Source organism: Streptococcus anginosus (assembly GCF_001697145.1).
Taxonomy (GTDB): Bacteria; Bacillota; Bacilli; order Lactobacillales; family Streptococcaceae; genus Streptococcus; species Streptococcus hominis.
In genome coordinates, this window is record NZ_CP012719.1 from 718,361 (window position 1) to 735,082 (window position 16,722).

At 39.3% G+C, this 16,722-nt stretch carries 13 protein-coding genes and 1 pseudogene; 13 read left to right on the forward strand and 1 reads right to left on the reverse strand.

Translation table 11 applies throughout. The features are described from left to right. Positions 1-279: 279 nt before the first annotated feature. Entirely contained in the window at positions 280-1,362 is a 1,083-nt protein-coding gene (locus SanJ4206_RS03515) for a M24 family metallopeptidase (RefSeq protein WP_003027688.1), read from the reverse strand. A gap of 263 nt (positions 1,363-1,625) precedes the next feature. Between SanJ4206_RS03515 and ccpA the strand changes: the two genes are divergently transcribed. The 13 genes and pseudogenes from ccpA to ftsY all read left to right on the forward strand — a co-directional run bounded on the left by ccpA (position 1,626) and on the right by ftsY (position 16,684). Beyond that, a complete protein-coding gene (ccpA, locus tag SanJ4206_RS03520) occupies positions 1,626-2,630 on the forward strand; it encodes a catabolite control protein A (protein WP_003027685.1) in 1,005 nt (334 codons plus the stop codon). Between the two features lie 179 nt (positions 2,631-2,809). Beyond that, complete coding sequence (locus tag SanJ4206_RS03525) at positions 2,810-3,808, forward strand: LTA glycolipid anchor biosynthesis glycosyltransferase, IagA/BgsA family (protein ID WP_022525098.1); 999 nt, start codon at positions 2,810-2,812, stop codon at positions 3,806-3,808. 1 nt (position 3,809) lies between these two features. Further along, positions 3,810-5,123, forward strand: coding sequence for a glycosyltransferase family 4 protein (locus SanJ4206_RS03530; protein WP_022525097.1), 1,314 nt, complete (start codon positions 3,810-3,812; stop codon positions 5,121-5,123). Positions 5,124-5,149: 26 nt separating this feature from the next. Beyond that, complete coding sequence (locus SanJ4206_RS03535; protein ID WP_003027678.1) at positions 5,150-5,491, forward strand: hypothetical protein; 342 nt, start codon at positions 5,150-5,152, stop codon at positions 5,489-5,491. Between the two features lie 284 nt (positions 5,492-5,775). After that, positions 5,776-6,477 (forward strand): response regulator YycF, encoded by a 702-nt coding sequence (yycF, locus tag SanJ4206_RS03540; RefSeq protein WP_003027677.1) that lies wholly within the window; start codon positions 5,776-5,778, stop codon positions 6,475-6,477. Beyond that, positions 6,470-7,822 carry a cell wall metabolism sensor histidine kinase VicK gene (gene vicK / locus SanJ4206_RS03545; protein WP_003027674.1) on the forward strand — a complete coding sequence of 451 codons (1,353 nt, stop codon included), beginning with the start codon at positions 6,470-6,472 and terminating at the stop codon, positions 7,820-7,822. The genes yycF and vicK overlap by 8 nt, the downstream gene beginning before the upstream one ends. Before the next feature lie 2 nt (positions 7,823-7,824). Then, positions 7,825-8,628 carry an MBL fold metallo-hydrolase gene (locus tag SanJ4206_RS03550; RefSeq protein WP_003027672.1) on the forward strand — a complete coding sequence of 268 codons (804 nt, stop codon included), beginning with the start codon at positions 7,825-7,827 and terminating at the stop codon, positions 8,626-8,628. An 8-nt stretch (positions 8,629-8,636) separates the two neighbouring features. Beyond that, a pseudogene (locus SanJ4206_RS03555) lies at positions 8,637-8,995 on the forward strand (YbaN family protein). Positions 8,996-9,368: 373 nt separating this feature from the next. After that, a complete protein-coding gene (gene rnc / locus SanJ4206_RS03560) occupies positions 9,369-10,067 on the forward strand; it encodes a ribonuclease III (protein ID WP_003027666.1) in 699 nt (232 codons plus the stop codon). Then, entirely contained in the window at positions 10,058-13,591 is a 3,534-nt protein-coding gene (gene smc, locus SanJ4206_RS03565; protein ID WP_022525095.1) for a chromosome segregation protein SMC, read from the forward strand. The genes rnc and smc overlap by 10 nt, the downstream gene beginning before the upstream one ends. A gap of 1 nt (position 13,592) precedes the next feature. Further along, positions 13,593-14,387, forward strand: a complete 795-nt coding sequence (locus SanJ4206_RS03570; protein WP_003027662.1) for a Cof-type HAD-IIB family hydrolase — start codon at positions 13,593-13,595, stop codon at positions 14,385-14,387. Further along, positions 14,387-15,199, forward strand: coding sequence for a Cof-type HAD-IIB family hydrolase (locus SanJ4206_RS03575; protein WP_003027660.1), 813 nt, complete (start codon positions 14,387-14,389; stop codon positions 15,197-15,199). The genes SanJ4206_RS03570 and SanJ4206_RS03575 overlap by 1 nt, the downstream gene beginning before the upstream one ends. Positions 15,200-15,211: 12 nt before the next feature. Continuing rightward, complete coding sequence (ftsY, locus tag SanJ4206_RS03580) at positions 15,212-16,684, forward strand: signal recognition particle-docking protein FtsY (RefSeq protein ID WP_003027657.1); 1,473 nt, start codon at positions 15,212-15,214, stop codon at positions 16,682-16,684. Positions 16,685-16,722 lie beyond the last annotated feature (38 nt).

Here is a 16,722-nt window from a genome sequence, read left to right on the forward strand (position 1 = left end):
GAATATAACAATATGTAAAATTGATTCTGTCATTACTTTTTGTCGAAAAGAATTCTTCATTTTTTTATGACATGAAAAGAAATTGGCATCAAGAACAATAAAATTTTCTTTGGTATGTTAAAAGTTAAGATGCTTTATAGATTTGAAAACAGATTTAATTACTAAACGAGTTAATTAGTTAATTCGATGATTACAACAAAGTTAGAGTTCAAAATAAAAAGGACTAAATCCAATACAGGCTTCAGTCCTTAACTCAACTATGTTAGCTTTTTTTAGTTTTTAATCAAAATAGAGCAGATCTTTACTTGTACTTGTAAAGACTTCAAAGCCTTCTTTTGTGACATGCCCGCAGTCTTCAATACGAACGCCAACTTTTCCAGGAATATAGATACCAGGCTCAACAGAGAAGCACATACCTTCTTCGATAACCATATCATTTCCTTCCATGATAGATGGAAATTCGTGAACACTCATGCCGATACCATGCCCCAGACGATGATTGAAGTATTCACCATAACCGGCTTTTTCGATGACTTCGCGTGCTGCGCGGTCTACTTCATGAGCTGTTACTCCGGGTTTGATGAAGTCAAGAGCTGCCCGTTGAGCTTCAAGCGTTAGATTGTAAATGTCTTTTTTAAACTGATCTGGTTTTCCAACAGCAACTGTCCGTGTCATATCGCTGGCATAACCATTGACCATACAGCCAAGGTCAAATAGAAGCAGGGCATTGTTTTCGACTTTGTTTGCACCAGGAATGCCATGCGGATTAGCAGCATTATCACCTGTTAAAACCATAGTTTCAAAGCTCATCTCATATCCGAGTTGTTTGATACCAAAGTCAATTTGAGCAATAATATCTGTTTCTGTTTTATCGAGAGAGATAGTATCAAAACCAATCTTAACAGCTTTATCTGCGTATTCTCCTGCGACAAACATTTTCTTGATTTCATCGGCCGATTTGATGAGGCGCATACGATTGATACATGGGGTTAAGTTTGTAAATTCAGCTTGTTCAAAAACGGTCCGCAATCCATTGTATTTGGTCAAAATCAAGTTATCAAATTCAACAGCAGTTTTGCGGGAGCTGTCCGCTGGCAAGGCTGCTTTGATTTTTTTCCAAGGATTCTCAGAGTCAACATAACCTAGAACCTTGAAATCAACAATTACACTAGCACGTTCTACTTCAAGAGCAGGCACAAAGAGTAGTGGTTCATGATTTGTGAAAATAAAAAGAAACATCTGACGTTCGTGAGGGTCGCTATAAAATCCTGTTAAATAATTGATTGTAACAGGATCAGAAACCACGGCAACATCTGCTTTTTCTGTTTCCAGATAAGAAATAATTTGATTTATTTTGGTCATTCTAGTACCTTCTTTCTACCCCTCTATTTTTGCAAAAAAATAGGTAAAAATCAAGAGGACAGTAAGAACTTTTTTTCACTTCAGAAATTTTACAGATTGGGTACATTTTTCTTGTAAAATCATTGGTAAAATTGCTAAAAATTTGCCTAAAAAACAAGATTTTTCAAAAAGTTATCAAAATGCTTGAAAGTGTTTCCAATAAGTGATAAAATGAGTTTGGTAGGAATGTGAAAACGATATTTTCAATATAGAAAGGAAGAAGCATGAACACAGACGATACAGTAACCATTTATGATGTCGCGCGTGAAGCGGGAGTTTCAATGGCAACCGTTAGCCGTGTGGTAAATGGAAATAAAAATGTAAAGGAAAATACAAGAAAAAAAGTCTTGGAAGTGATTGACCGCTTGGATTACCGCCCAAATGCGGTAGCGCGTGGTCTTGCTAGCAAAAAGACGACGACTGTTGGAGTTGTCATTCCAAATATCACAAGCAGTTATTTTGCAACGCTTGCAAAAGGAATTGATGATATCGCAGAGATGTACAAATATAATATTGTCTTAGCCAATAGTGATGAAGATGATGACAAAGAAGTTTCTGTTGTCAATACACTGTTCTCAAAACAAGTGGACGGTATTATCTTTATGGGCTATCATTTGACAGAAAAAATTCGTTCTGAGTTTTCTCGTTCACGGACGCCAGTTGTGCTTGCAGGTACAGTTGATGTCGAGCATCAATTGCCAAGTGTTAATATTGATTACAAACAAGCAACTATAGATGCAGTTGAACGTCTTACAAAAAATAATCAAAAAATTGCTTTTGTAAGCGGACCTTTGGTGGATGATATCAATGGTAAGATTCGTTTAGCTGGATACAAAGAAGCTTTGAAGAAAGCTAAACTTACTTATAGTGAAGGATTGGTTTTTGAGTCAAAATATAGCTATGATGATGGTTATCAATTAGCAGAACGGGTCATTGCTTCTAAAGCTACAGCAGCTTTTGTGACTGGTGATGAGCTGGCGGCTGGGCTGTTAAATGGTTTATCTGACAAGGATGTAAATATACCAGAAGATTTTGAAATCATCACTAGCGATGATTCGCAGGTAGCACGCTTTACTCGTCCAAATTTGACAACTATTGGTCAGCCTTTGTATGACCTTGGTGCGATTAGTATGCGCATGCTGACTAAGATTATGCACAAGGAAGAGCTGGAAGAACGCGAAGTAGTATTAGCTCATGGTCTTATTGAGCGCCGTTCAACAAGAAAGTAAGTAGAGTTAGACAGAACTTGAAATTTTCAATTTTAAGTTTGTTGTCCAATCATTTTGCTACTCGTTTATTATGAGAGTAGTTTATGTCTGAGATACTAGTGTCTCAGACTTTTTTGTTTTCAAGAGGCTCTATACCTTTGTGGTTTTATTTTTTCTATCTTTTGGGTATAATAGAAGACATGAAAGTATTACTGTATTTAGAAGGTAAAGCGGTTTTGGAAAAATCAGGCATTGGACGAGCTTTGCAACATCAGATGAAAGCTCTAGATTTGGCTGGAATTCCCTACACGACCGATTCTTCAGGAGATTATGATGTGGTTCATATCAATACTTATGGGCCTAGAAGTTTGCGACTTTTGCACAAAGCAAAAAAACAAGGGAAAAAAGTGATTATGCATGGGCATTCGACTAAAGAAGATTTTCGCAATTCCTTTATCGGGTCAAACTTTTTTGCGGAAGCCTTTGGAAAATATTTAGCTCACATGTACCAAATGGCGGATTTTATCATTACACCGTCTGAGTATTCCAAAAAGTTGATTCAGGGCTATGGCGTGACAACACCAATTGTGGTGGTTTCTAATGGGATTGACCTTCAGAAATATAAAAAAGATCCACATAAAGAAGAAGTATTTAGAAAACATTTTCATATCCAAGAAGGAGATAAGGTGGTTGTTTGTGCGGGACTTTATTTCAGACGCAAGGGAATAGAAGACTTTGTAGAAGTAGCACGCAGGATGCCAGATGTACGCTTTATCTGGCTGGGCAGCATTAACAAGTGGATCATTCCACGGAAAATCAGAAATCTTGTACTTTTTAATCATCCTAAAAATGTTGAATTTCCGGGTTATTTTAAAGGTGCTGTTTTTGAAGGAGCTATGAGCGGTAGCAGTCTCTTCTTTTTCCCCAGTTATGAAGAAACAGAAGGGATTGTGGTGCTAGAGGCGTTGGCTAGTCATCAACATGTCGTTTTACGTGATATTCCTGTATATGAAGGTTGGATTGATGAACAATCAGCTGAATTGGGACACAATGTAGATGAGTTTGTAGATTCTATTCAAAAGATTTTGGATGGAAAGGTGGATAAGCGGGAAGCTGGCTATAAGGTAGCGCAGAGTCGTTCAATTGATGATGTGGCTTATAAGCTTGTGGATGCTTATCGAGAAGTATTGGAGATGTAGCATGCGAATTGGTCTTTTTACGGATACGTATTTCCCTCAGGTTTCAGGGGTGGCAACTAGTATTCGCACTTTAAAAACAGAATTAGAAAAGCTAGGACATACCGTTTTTATTTTTACAACGACAGATAAGGATGTCAATCGTTATGAGGATTGGCAGATTATTCGGATTCCCAGCGTGCCGTTTTTTGCCTTTAAAGATCGGCGAATTGCTTATCGCGGTTTTTCAACGGCTTTAGAGATTGCTCGCCAATATCAATTGGATATTATTCATACCCAGACTGAATTTTCTTTGGGTTTGTTGGGTGTTTGGATTGCGAAAGAGCTGCGGATTCCAGTTGTTCATACCTATCATACACAGTATGAAGATTATGTACGTTATATTGCTAAAGGTATGGTCATTCGTCCTAGTATGGTCAAATACATTGTTCGTGGATTTATGAGTGATTTGGACGGTGTGATTTGTCCGAGCGAGATTGTCTATGATTTACTCATGAAATACAAAGTAAAAGTAGAAAAACGGGTTATTCCGACTGGAATTGAGTTGGCCAAATTTGAACGTCCAGAAATTACTGCTGAGAATATTGCTGATTTACGAGAAAAATTAGGCATTTCAAATCAAGAAACCATGTTGCTTAGCCTATCACGCATTTCTTATGAAAAAAACATTCAGGCAGTTTTAGCTGCTCTGCCAGCTGTTTTGGAAGAAAATCCAGATGTGAAGTTGGTAGTGGCGGGAGACGGTCCTTATTTGTCTGACTTAAAATCACAAGCCAAACGGTTGAACATTACAGATGCAGTGATTTTCACAGGAATGATTGCACCAAGTGAAACAGCATTGTATTATAAAGCAGCGGATTTCTTTATTTCTGCTTCAACGAGTGAGACACAGGGCTTGACATATTTAGAAAGCCTAGCGAGTGGCACTCCTATTATTGCTCACGGAAATCCTTATCTGGACAACGTTATCAATGACAAGATGTTTGGAACGCTTTATTATGAAGAACGTGATTTGGCAGGAGCGATTTTGGAAGCTGTTATTGCAACACCGGATTTGGATGAGAAAAGTCTCGCTGCAAAATTATACGAAATCTCTGCTGAAAACTTCGGCCGTCGTGTCTATGAATTTTATTTGGATTTAACCATTTCAAAAGATTTCAACAATGATTTGCATCCGGAAGAGTCTGTTAGTAAGCGATTAGCGAAATCGGTTATCTATCTTCCTAAAAAAGCGATTGCTCTTCCTGTAAATGGTTCAGCACGAATGTTTAAAGCGTCTAAACGACAAATCAAAAATATACAGAAATACCTAAAATAAAACTCCTAGACTAGTGAGGTGGGAAAATGAAACGCGATCTTCCTTTTTTAGCTGTACTACTCTTTTTCTATTCGTTATTTTATGGAATTGTCCAAATGATACCAATGGACGAATTGTTACGAAAGGGCTTGGTGGTGAATAATGTTTTGATATATTCACCGCTGGCAACATTCCTTGTAGCAGTTGTCTATGCTGGACTAAATGGTTTTTCTCGCCGTTTTTTACTTTTAGCGACACTCATGTTCTTTGTGATGATTCTGACCTTTGGTGAATGGATTTTACTGTATCATGCAGCCTATTTTATCTGTTTATTGGTGGGGACGCTTTTAGGTTATGGGATATTTCGCTGGAGAAAGACAAGTAAATGAACATCTAGCAGTTCAGAGCATTTGCTTCTTTAGGAAATTACTACAGTAGCAGTGAAAAGTTAAGACAGGTGTATTGCGTTTCATAGTTTTTCCTAAAAATTCAATGAATGGTCTAAGACGCTTTTGTCTGGACTATTTTTTGATATGAAAGACTGTCTATGTTGTCATATTTTTAACATATTTGTTTTAAATTTGTAAAGTAAAGAAATGATGTGTTATGAGTTGAATTGGTAAATTTTAAGGAAATTTTGGTATAATAATAAAGATAGAAAAAGGTGAATAAGATGAAAAAAATATTAGTTGTAGATGATGAAAAACCAATCTCAGATATCATAAAATTTAACATGGTAAAAGAAGGTTATGAGGTAGTGACAGCCTTCGACGGTCGCGAAGCGTTAGAGATGTTTGAAGCAGAACGTCCAGATATTTTGATTTTGGACTTGATGTTGCCCGAAATGGACGGCTTAGAGGTGGCGCGAACGATTCGGAAAACGAGTAATGTGCCAATCATCGTTCTTTCTGCCAAAGACAGTGAATTTGACAAAGTTATTGGTCTTGAGATTGGTGCAGATGACTATATGACAAAGCCTTTCTCTAATCGTGAATTGCAGGCGCGTGTCAAAGCCATTTTGCGGCGGACAGATTTGACAATTGAAAATCAAGAAGCAGAAGCTGAACCAAAAGAAATTGTGATTGGAGATCTGCAGATTTTGACCGATGCTTTTGTCGTGAAAAAGCATGGCGAAGAATTAGATTTAACACACCGTGAGTTTGAATTGCTCCACCATTTGGCAACGCATATCGGGCAAGTGATGACGCGTGAACATCTGCTAGAAACGGTGTGGGGTTATGATTATTTTGGAGATGTACGGACGGTCGATGTGACAATTCGCCGTTTGAGAGAAAAGATTGAGGATATTCCTAGCCGACCAGAGTATATTTTAACACGGCGCGGCGTTGGATATTACATGAGAAACAATGATTGATAATATTAGACAATTTGTTGTATCAAAAGATTTTGTATTTGTCTTACTCATTTTAGGATTTATTTTGGTGATTACCTTGCTTTCCTTGGAAAACCGACGTGATAATGTTCGTATTCGCCAATTGAATCAAAAAGTGAAAGACTTAATTGCAGGAGATTATTCAGAAGTTTTAGATATGCAAGGTGGCCCAGAAATTACGGATATTACTAATAGTATCAATGATTTATCTGAGGTAATCCGTCTAACGCATGAAAATTTAGAGCAAGAAACTAAGCGCCTGTCGAGTATTTTATCCTATATGACGGACGGCGTTCTTGCGACCAATCGTCGTGGGCAGATTATCATGATCAATGATATGGCGACCAAGCAGTTGGGGGTTAAAGAATCCGAAGCACGAAAGATGAATATCTTAAAACTGCTGGATATCGAAGACGAATATGACTTACGAGACTTGATTACGAAAGTTCCAGAGCTGACCATTGATTCGCAGGATGAAAATGGAGAGTTTTTAAGTTTACGTGTTCGATTTGCCTTGATTCGGCGAGAATCAGGCTTTATTTCAGGGCTGGTTGCAGTGCTGCATGATACAACGGAGCAGGAAAAAGAGGAACGTGAGCGGAGACTATTTGTTTCTAATGTCAGTCATGAATTGCGTACTCCCTTGACCAGTGTCAAGTCTTATCTGGAAGCATTAGATGAGGGCGCTTTGTCTGAGCCAGTTGCACCAGATTTTATTAAGGTTTCGTTAGATGAAACCAATCGGATGATGCGAATGGTTTCAGACTTGCTGAGTTTGTCACGTATTGACAATGCAACCAGTCATTTGGATATTGAATTGACGAATTTTACAGCTTTTATCACCTTTATTTTGAATCGTTTTGATAAAATCAGAAGTCAGAATGATGATAAGAAGTACGAAATTATTCGAGATTATCCTATTAACTCTATTTGGGTCGAAATTGATACAGATAAGATGACACAGGTGATTGATAATATTATCAACAATGCCATTAAATATTCTCCTGACGGTGGTAAAATTACGGTCAGTATGAAAACGACGGATACCCAAATGATTTTGTCGATTTCAGATGAAGGCTTAGGAATTCCTAAAAAAGATTTACCGAAAATTTTTGACCGCTTCTATCGTGTAGACAAAGCAAGAAGTCGTGCACAAGGTGGATCCGGATTAGGTTTAGCTATTGCTAAGGAAATTATTAAGCAACATCACGGATTTATCTGGGCAAAGAGCGAGTATGGCAAAGGCTCAACGTTTACAATCGTTCTGCCATATGACAAAGAAGCTGTCAAAGATGATGATTGGGAAGAAGATGAATTAGAAGGATAGCCATGAGCGAGAAAGGATTTAAGTATAGTATTTTAGCGTCAGGTTCTACCGGTAACTGTTTTTATTTAGAAACTCCAAAGAAGAAGTTGTTGATTGATGCGGGCTTGTCTGGGAAGAAAATTACCAGCTTATTGAGTGAAATTGACCGTAAACCAGAGGATTTGGATGCCATTTTGGTAACGCATGAGCATAAGGATCATATCCATGGTGTGGGCGTTTTAGCACGGAAATATCATTTAGACATTTATGCCAATCAAGAAACATGGAATGCTATGGAAGTAGCGCTTGGGAAGATTGATGTTAGTCAGAAGCACATTTTTGAAATGGGAAAAACCAAGACATTTGGCGATATTGACATTGAAAGTTTTGGTGTTAGTCATGATGCGGTTGCACCGCAATTTTACCGACTGATGAAAGACGATAAAAGTTTTGTTCTACTAACGGATACTGGCTATGTTAGCGATCGTATGGCGGGGATTATTGAAAATGCAGACGGGTATTTGATTGAGTCCAACCATGATATTGAAATCCTTCGTAGCGGAGCTTATCCTTGGAGCCTGAAGCAGCGGATTTTATCTGACCAAGGACATTTGTCGAATGATGACGGGGCAGAAACCATGATTCGTACGTTGGGTTATCGCACTAAGAAAATCTATCTAGGGCATCTTAGCAAAGAAAATAATACCAAAGAATTGGCTCATATCACAATGATCAATCAATTAGCACAAGCTGATTTGGCGGTTGAGCATGATTTTCATATTTGTGATACATCGCCAGATACGGCGACACCCTTAACAAATATTTAGGAGAAAGAATGCGAATTTTTTACTTAATGATTGGTTTTATTTCAGTAGGATTAGCCCTTTTGGGAGTTGCTTTACCGCTATTACCGACACCCCCTTTTTGCTGTTGGCGATTGCATGCTTTTCACGCTCTTCCAAACGATTTGAAAAATGGCTATACCATACTAAGTTGTATCAAATCTATGTGGTGGACTTTCGCGAAACAGATGCTATTGCTCGGGAGCGTAAAAGAAAAATTCTTATTTCCATTTATATTCTAACGGGAATTTCTATCTTCTTTGCACCTCTTATCTGGGTGAAGTTTGCTTTAGCTGCCTTAACCCTTTTTATGACGTATTATTTATTCAAAGTCATTCCAGATAAAGAATGAAAATTCATTTCATCTCTGGTGAACTTTTCCTATCAAATTCTTGATATCGTTGGAGTATCAAGGATTTTTTTGATATAATAATAGAGAATTTGTTTTCTTTTTATACTCTGTGAAGATCTCTTCAAACTTCGTCGGATTTTACAGTCCGGATGACTGTGAGAGGTGGCAGAGAAGGAAAGCGAAACATTTGTCAACCTTGCTGTACTCTTTGTTACTGACTTCGTTGATTACACCTGCGACCTCAAAAGCTCAAGTAGAGTTTTTGCCCCACCCGCCGCTTGCTTTCTAGTTCCAATTGTCTGGGAGACAGCTGGAGGTGATTGTTAAGTTTTTTGAGTATTAAAAGAAAAAGTTCTTCTTGAAAGGAGAAAAAATGAGAGATTTACATAAAGTTTTGAGTCAGCAATTTGGAATTGTCTTCCAAGATGAAAAGTTGCTGGAGACAGCTTTTACACACACTAGCTATGCCAATGAGCACCGCCTCTTAAACATTTCACACAATGAGCGCTTGGAATTTTTAGGAGACGCTGTTCTGCAATTATTGATTTCGGAATATCTGTATAAAAAATATCCGAAAAAACCAGAAGGGGACTTGTCAAAACTTCGCTCAACCATTGTACGTGAAGAGAGTTTGGCTGGTTTTAGTCGAGATTGTCAGTTTGATCAATTTATTAAATTGGGTCGTGGCGAAGAAAAATCAGGTGGGCGTAATCGGGATACCATTCTTGGAGATTTATTTGAAGCCTTTTTAGGAGCTTTGTTGCTAGATAAGGGAGTGGAAGCAGTCAAAAACTTCCTGTATCAAGTCATGATTCCAAAGGTAGAAGTTGGAGACTTTGAGCAGGTGATTGATTACAAGACCAAGCTACAAGAACTGCTCCAAGTCAATGGTGATGTTGAGATTGTCTATCAAGTCACCTCTGAGTCCGGTCCAGCTCATGCCAAAGAATTTGCTGTAGCGGTATCTGTTGATGGCAGAACGGTTGGACAAGGGCAAGGACGTTCGAAAAAATTAGCAGAGCAGGAAGCTGCTAAAAATGCATTTGAAAAGGAAAGTCATTCATGTATTTAAAAGAAATTGAAATTCAAGGTTTCAAATCTTTTGCAGATAAGACCAAGGTAATATTTGATCAGGGAGTGACAGCAGTCGTTGGACCAAATGGCTCAGGAAAGAGTAACATTACTGAAAGCCTGCGTTGGGCACTGGGGGAGTCCAGTGTTAAAAGTCTCCGTGGCGGGAAAATGCCAGATGTCATTTTTGCGGGAACTGAGACTCGCAAACCACTGAATTATGCTTCTGTTATTGTCGTTTTGGATAATAAAGACCGTTTTATCCAGCAAGCTGCAGATGAGATTCGTGTGGAGCGTCATATTTATCGCAGCGGGGATAGCGAGTATAAAATAGATGGCAAGAAGGTACGTTTGCGAGATATTCATGATTTGTTTATGGATACAGGGCTTGGGCGAGATAGTTTTTCCATTATTTCTCAAGGAAAGGTGGAAGAAATTTTCAATAGCAAGCCAGAGGAGCGCCGTGCCATTTTTGAAGAAGCGGCTGGCGTACTGAAATACAAGACGCGGCGCAAGGAGACTGAAAGCAAGCTCAGTCAAACACAAGATAATCTAGATCGGCTGGAAGATATTATTTATGAGCTCGATAGTCAAGTGAAGCCTCTTGAAAAGCAAGCTACGACTGCTAAGCAGTTTTTGAAATTGGATGAGGAACGCCGTGCTCTTTATTTAGATGTATTGATTGCTCAAATAAAGGGAAATAAAACACAGCTGAATGATACTGAAGAACGGCTTGTGGGGATTCAGCAATCTTTGTCTGCTTATTACAGCAAACGTGACCAGCTAGAGCAAGAAAATGCTCTTCTGAAAGAAAAACGCCATGATTTGCAGAAACAAATGGCAGATGACCAAGCGAGTTTGCTTGAATTAACACGCCTCATCAGTGACTTAGAACGCCAAATCGAAGTTTCCAAATTAGAATCTAGTCAAGCTGCCAACAGTCGGAAGGAAAATGAGGAACGCCTGCAAGGATTGACAGAAAAATTAGAGGCGGTTCAAACAGAATGGCAGGGAAAAGATGAGCAGTTGACAGATTTTGCTGTAAAATTGGAACAAAATCAACAAGCGATTCATAAATTAGAAGCTGAAATTGAGGCATTTTCGGATGATCCTGACCAGATGATTGAAAAGTTACGTGCTGAATTTGTCCAATTGATGCAAGAAGAAGCGGACTTGTCCAATGACTTAACTGCTTTGGAAAGTCGCTTAGCCAACGAGTTACAATTATCTGAAAGCAAACAAGCAGAATTTGCTAAGTTAAAAGAAAATTTAAAGAATCTTCAAATCAACGAGCAAAGTCAACTGGAAGATTTAGAAACAGCTCGGCAGTCGGTTCAGCAGTTACTGACAGATTATCAAGCACAGCTAAAGCAAGTTCAAGCTGTAAAAACAAATTATCAGCAAAACCAAACGGCAATGTTTGATTTAATGGATGATGTAAAAAATAAAAAGGCGCGTGTTGGTAGTTTAGAAGCTATTCTGAAAAATCACAGTCATTTCTATGCTGGGGTGAAAAGTGTTCTTCAAGAAGCAGAGCGTCTGGGCGGTATTATCGGTGCTGTTAGTGAAAAATTGAGCTTTGATTCGCATTATCAGACAGCACTTGAAATTGCACTTGGAGCAAGTAGCCAGCATATTATAGTAGAGGACGAACAAGCTGCGACACGAGCAATTGAATTTCTGAAACGCAATCGAACAGGACGGGCAACTTTTCTGCCACTGACAACGATTAAAGCGCGGCATTTACCAGATCATCATCAAGGAAGCATTGAAAAGAGTAATGGTTTTCTTGGTTTGGCTTCGTCTTTGGTGCGCTATGATAAGAGTTTAGAGCATATTTTCCAAAATTTGCTAGGTACAACAGCCATTTTTGATACGGTAGAAAATGCGCGAGCAGCTGCTCGCAAAGTTCGGTATCAAGTACGAATTGTCACGCTGGATGGAACAGAATTACGGACAGGCGGTTCTTATGCAGGTGGCGCTAATCGAAATAACAATACAATTTTCATCAAGCCGGAGTTGGATGCTTTGCAAAAGGAACTTTCTGAGAAGAATGTAACATTAGCCGAGCAAGAAAAGCAAGTGGAGGATTTGCACACACAGCTAAGCCAAGCCAACAGTCTGTTAGAAGAAATAAAAGCAAGTGGTGAGGAAGCTCGATTAGCAGAGCAAAAGGCTCAAATGGCTTATGAGCAAACACATAAACAGGTTGAAGACTTATCCGAGCTCTTAGCGCTGCAAGAAAGAGAGCTATCTCGTGAAGTTCTTCCTGATATGGCGGAGCAAAAGGAACGATTGGTTAATCGCCTTGCAGAAATTGAGCAAGAGAAAACCGAAACAGAAGCAGAGATTGAGCAGATTAAGTCAGATAAAGATGCTGTTCAGGCACGTTTAGACAAGCTAACAGCCCACTTATCTGAGCTTCGATTGGTCCGTACCGAGCTGACGGGGCATCAGCGTTACGTTCAGACGGATCTCACACGTTTGTCCAATGAAAAATCTGAATTGGGCAAAGAGATTTCAACTTTACAATTTCTAATGGAGCAAAAGGAAGAGACAGCTTCAAAAGTGGATATTGCTGTTTTAGAAGAGCAATTAACACAGGCTATACAGGAAAAGACAGCTTTGAACCAAGCCAATATTCGGTATCAGTTTGAACTGGACGATTTGGAAGGGCAAGCAGAAGATCTTACCAGTCATCTGGAACAAGCCCGTCAGAAAAATGAGGATTTGATTCGCAGTCAAGCCAAGGCAGAAGCTGAAAAAGATAAGATTGCAGATGTCCTTCGACGCCTTTTGACGAATTTGACAGATGACTATCAAATATCTTTTGATGAAGCTAGTAAACAGGCTCGTCCACTAGAAAATCTTGCGGTTTCTGAAATTAAGGTCAAGGACTTAGAAAAGGCTATTCGGGCTTTAGGACCAGTCAATCTTGATGCGGTAGAGCAATTTGAAGAAGTCAGTCAACGGCTGCATTTCCTCAATACTCAAAGAGATGACGTACTTTCTGCGAAAAATCTACTTTTGGAAACCATCGAAGAAATGAATGACGAAGTAAAAGACCGCTTCAAAACAACCTTTGAAGCTATTCGTGAGAGCTTCAAAGTGACTTTCAGACAGATGTTTGGCGGTGGTTCAGCGGACTTGATTTTGACCGAAGGCGACCTGCTGACTGCGGGGGTAGAAATTTCGGTTCAACCGCCCGGCAAAAAAATCCAATCACTCAATCTGATGAGTGGAGGAGAAAAGGCTCTATCAGCCTTAGCGTTACTCTTCTCCATTATCCGTGTCAAGACGATACCATTTGTCATTTTGGACGAGGTGGAAGCTGCACTTGACGAGGCTAATGTCAAACGTTTCGGAGACTATCTCAATCGCTTTGACAAGGACAGCCAGTTTATCGTGGTAACACACCGTAAAGGAACGATGTCCGCAGCAGACTCTATCTATGGAGTAACCATGCAAGAGTCCGGTGTGTCAAAGATTGTCTCCGTAAAATTAAAAGATTTAGAAAGTATGTAAAATGAATATAAAATTAGTTGCGACAGATATGGACGGCACCTTTTTAGATGACAAAGGGCAGTTTGATATGGTTCGATTGAAGCAGTTGTTGCTCCGTTTTAAAGAAAAAGGCATCTATTTTGCAGTAGCCAGTGGGCGTGGTTTGCTGTCATTAGAAAAGCTATTTGAGGATGTGCGAGATGAGATAATTTTTATTGCTGAAAATGGCAGTCTGGTAGAATTTCATGGAGAAGATCTCTATGAAGCAACCATGTCCAAAGATTTTTATCTGTCAGCTTTTGAGAAATTGAAGACATCTCCTTTCATCAATACCAGTGAATTGCTTCTAACAGGTAAAAAAGGCTGTTATGTTTTGGAAACAGTTGATCCAGCTTATTTAGCTTTTAGTGCGCATTATAATGAAAATATCCAAAAAGTAGCTCGCTTGGAGGATATTACAGATGAAATTTTCAAATTTACAACCAATTTTTCTGAAGAAACAGTAGCTGCAGGTGAGTCTTGGGTCAATGAGCACGTCCCTGGTGTTAAAGCTATGACAACAGGCTATAAGTCAATTGATATTGTCCTAGACTATGTGGACAAGGGTGTTGCTATTGTCGAATTGGCGAAAAAATTAAATCTTGAGATGGATCAAGTTATGACATTTGGTGACAATTTGAATGATCTACACATGATGCAAGTAGCAGGTTATCCCATTGCCCCTGAAAATGCTCGTCCAGAGATTTTAGAAGTAGCCAAAGAGGTCATTGGGCATCATGCGGCGCATTCAGTTATGACGTATATGGAGGGCTTATAATGGCAGATATAAAATTGATTGCCTTAGATTTAGATGGGACTTTACTAACTTCTGAGAAAAAAATTTCTGCTCGAAATTTAGCAGCGCTTAAAGCGGCTCAAGAGCAGGGAATCAAGATTGTTTTGACGACTGGTCGCCCTCTAAAGGCAATGGAGCTTTTCTTAAACGAACTAGGTGTAGCCAATCAAGAGGACGAATACACCATTACTTTTAATGGTGGTTTAGTGCAACGCAATACAGGTAAAATTCTTGATAAAACAGTCTTTGCTTATGACGATGTGGCTCGTATTTTTGAGGAAACAGAAAAGTTAGGCTTGCCACTAGATGCGATTTGCGAAGGAACTGTCTACCAAATCCAGTCAGACCATGAATCGCTTTATCAAACTTGCAATCCTGCTTTAACATTTGAGTCGGTTTCATTTGCAGACTTATCTAGCCAACAGACTTATAATAAATGTGTAACAGCTTATGCACCAGATCCGCTTGATCGTGGTATTGCTCAACTTTCGTCCGATTTATTTGACAAATATGAAATTTTTAAGTCGCGCGATATGCTGTTAGAATGGTCTCCGAAGAATGTCCATAAAGCAAATGGCTTAGAAAAATTGATTGCTCATTTAGGAATTGAACAAAGTCAAGTCATGACTTGCGGAGATGAAGCAAATGACCTGTCTATGATAAAATGGGCAGGACTTGGTGTAGCTATGCAAAATGCAGTAGCAGCAGTCAAAGAAGTTGCCAATGTGGTGATGCCGATGACCAATGATGAAGATGCTGTTGCTTGGGCTATAGAAAAATATGCACTGAAATAAAGGAGGAATTGAATGGGCTTATTTGATCGCCTTTTTGGTCGCCAAAAAGAAGAAAAACCAGTTGAAAGTATTCCTGAAGAAGCTGTAGAAACAGTATCAGAGGATGATCAAGGAAAGAATCTAGAAAAAGTAGAAACAGCTCCTGTAGAGAATACGCAATCTGAGAATCTAGATGAACAAACATTCCAAACAGAGCTGAAAGAACGTCTTGCTGAGGATGAAGTACGTCTTGAAACCATTCAAGAAAAAGTAGAAGAAATGGAGCCGGAAACGGCTACTACAGGATCAAGTCTAGAGTTTGCTGAAAATGATTTCCAAGCTCCAGAAAATCATACATTACAGAATGAAATGGGAACTCCACAACCTGACGAGACAGCAGCCTTTTCGCAACATACGACTCATCCAGCTGCCACAGATTTACAGGCACGTTTAGCAGAAGCTAGAAGACAGCAGGCAGAACAAGAAAATATGAGGCAGCTGAACAAAGCGAACGCAGGGTCAACTACGGTAGAGAAGACTATTAGCGAACCAGTTGAAGCAAGTTCATCTATTCAAAAAGAAACGGTTCAGGAAAAGTATGACCGTAGTCTTAAAAAGACACGGACAGGATTTGGAGCGCGGCTTAATGCCTTCTTTGCAAATTTTCGCTCGGTAGATGAAGAGTTTTTTGAAGAGTTAGAAGAACTCTTGATTACGAGTGACGTGGGAGTGCAAGTCGCTTCTAATCTGACAGAAGCCTTACACCAAGAAGCTCTCCTTGAAAATGCCAAAAAGCCAGATGTCCTTCGTCGGGTCATCATTGAAAAGTTAGTAGACATCTATGAGAAAGATGGCCAATTTAACGAAAAAATCAATTTACAAGACGGTTTGACAGTCATGCTTTTTGTTGGTGTAAACGGAGTTGGGAAAACCACTTCGATAGGAAAATTAGCTTATAAATATAAGCAGGCTGGTAAGACAGTCATGTTAGTTGCAGCAGATACTTTTAGGGCAGGAGCTGTTGCTCAGTTGGTGGAATGGGGACGTCGAGTAGATGTTCCTGTTGTGACAGGTCCAGAAAAGAGTGACCCAGCTAGCGTTGTTTATGACGGTATGGAGCGTGCAAAGGCTGAAAATGTGGATATTCTCATGATTGATACAGCCGGACGCTTGCAAAACAAAGATAATCTAATGGCAGAATTAGAAAAAATTGGACGGATTATCAAACGGGTAGATCCAGCTGCGCCGCATGAAACGTTCTTGGCACTAGATGCCTCAACCGGTCAAAATGCCCTTGTTCAAGCTAAGGAATTTTCAAAAATTACGCCAGTAACAGGAATTGTCTTGACAAAAATTGATGGAACAGCGCGTGGTGGTGTCGTTCTTGCAATCCGTCAAGAGCTGGATATTCCAGTTAAACTGATTGGATTCGGAGAAAAAATTGACGATATTGGAGTATTTAACTCTGAAAACTTTATGAAAGGGCTCTTAGAGGGCTTGGTATAAGAAAAAAGACTTGCAATTCATTCATTTTGCAAGTCTTT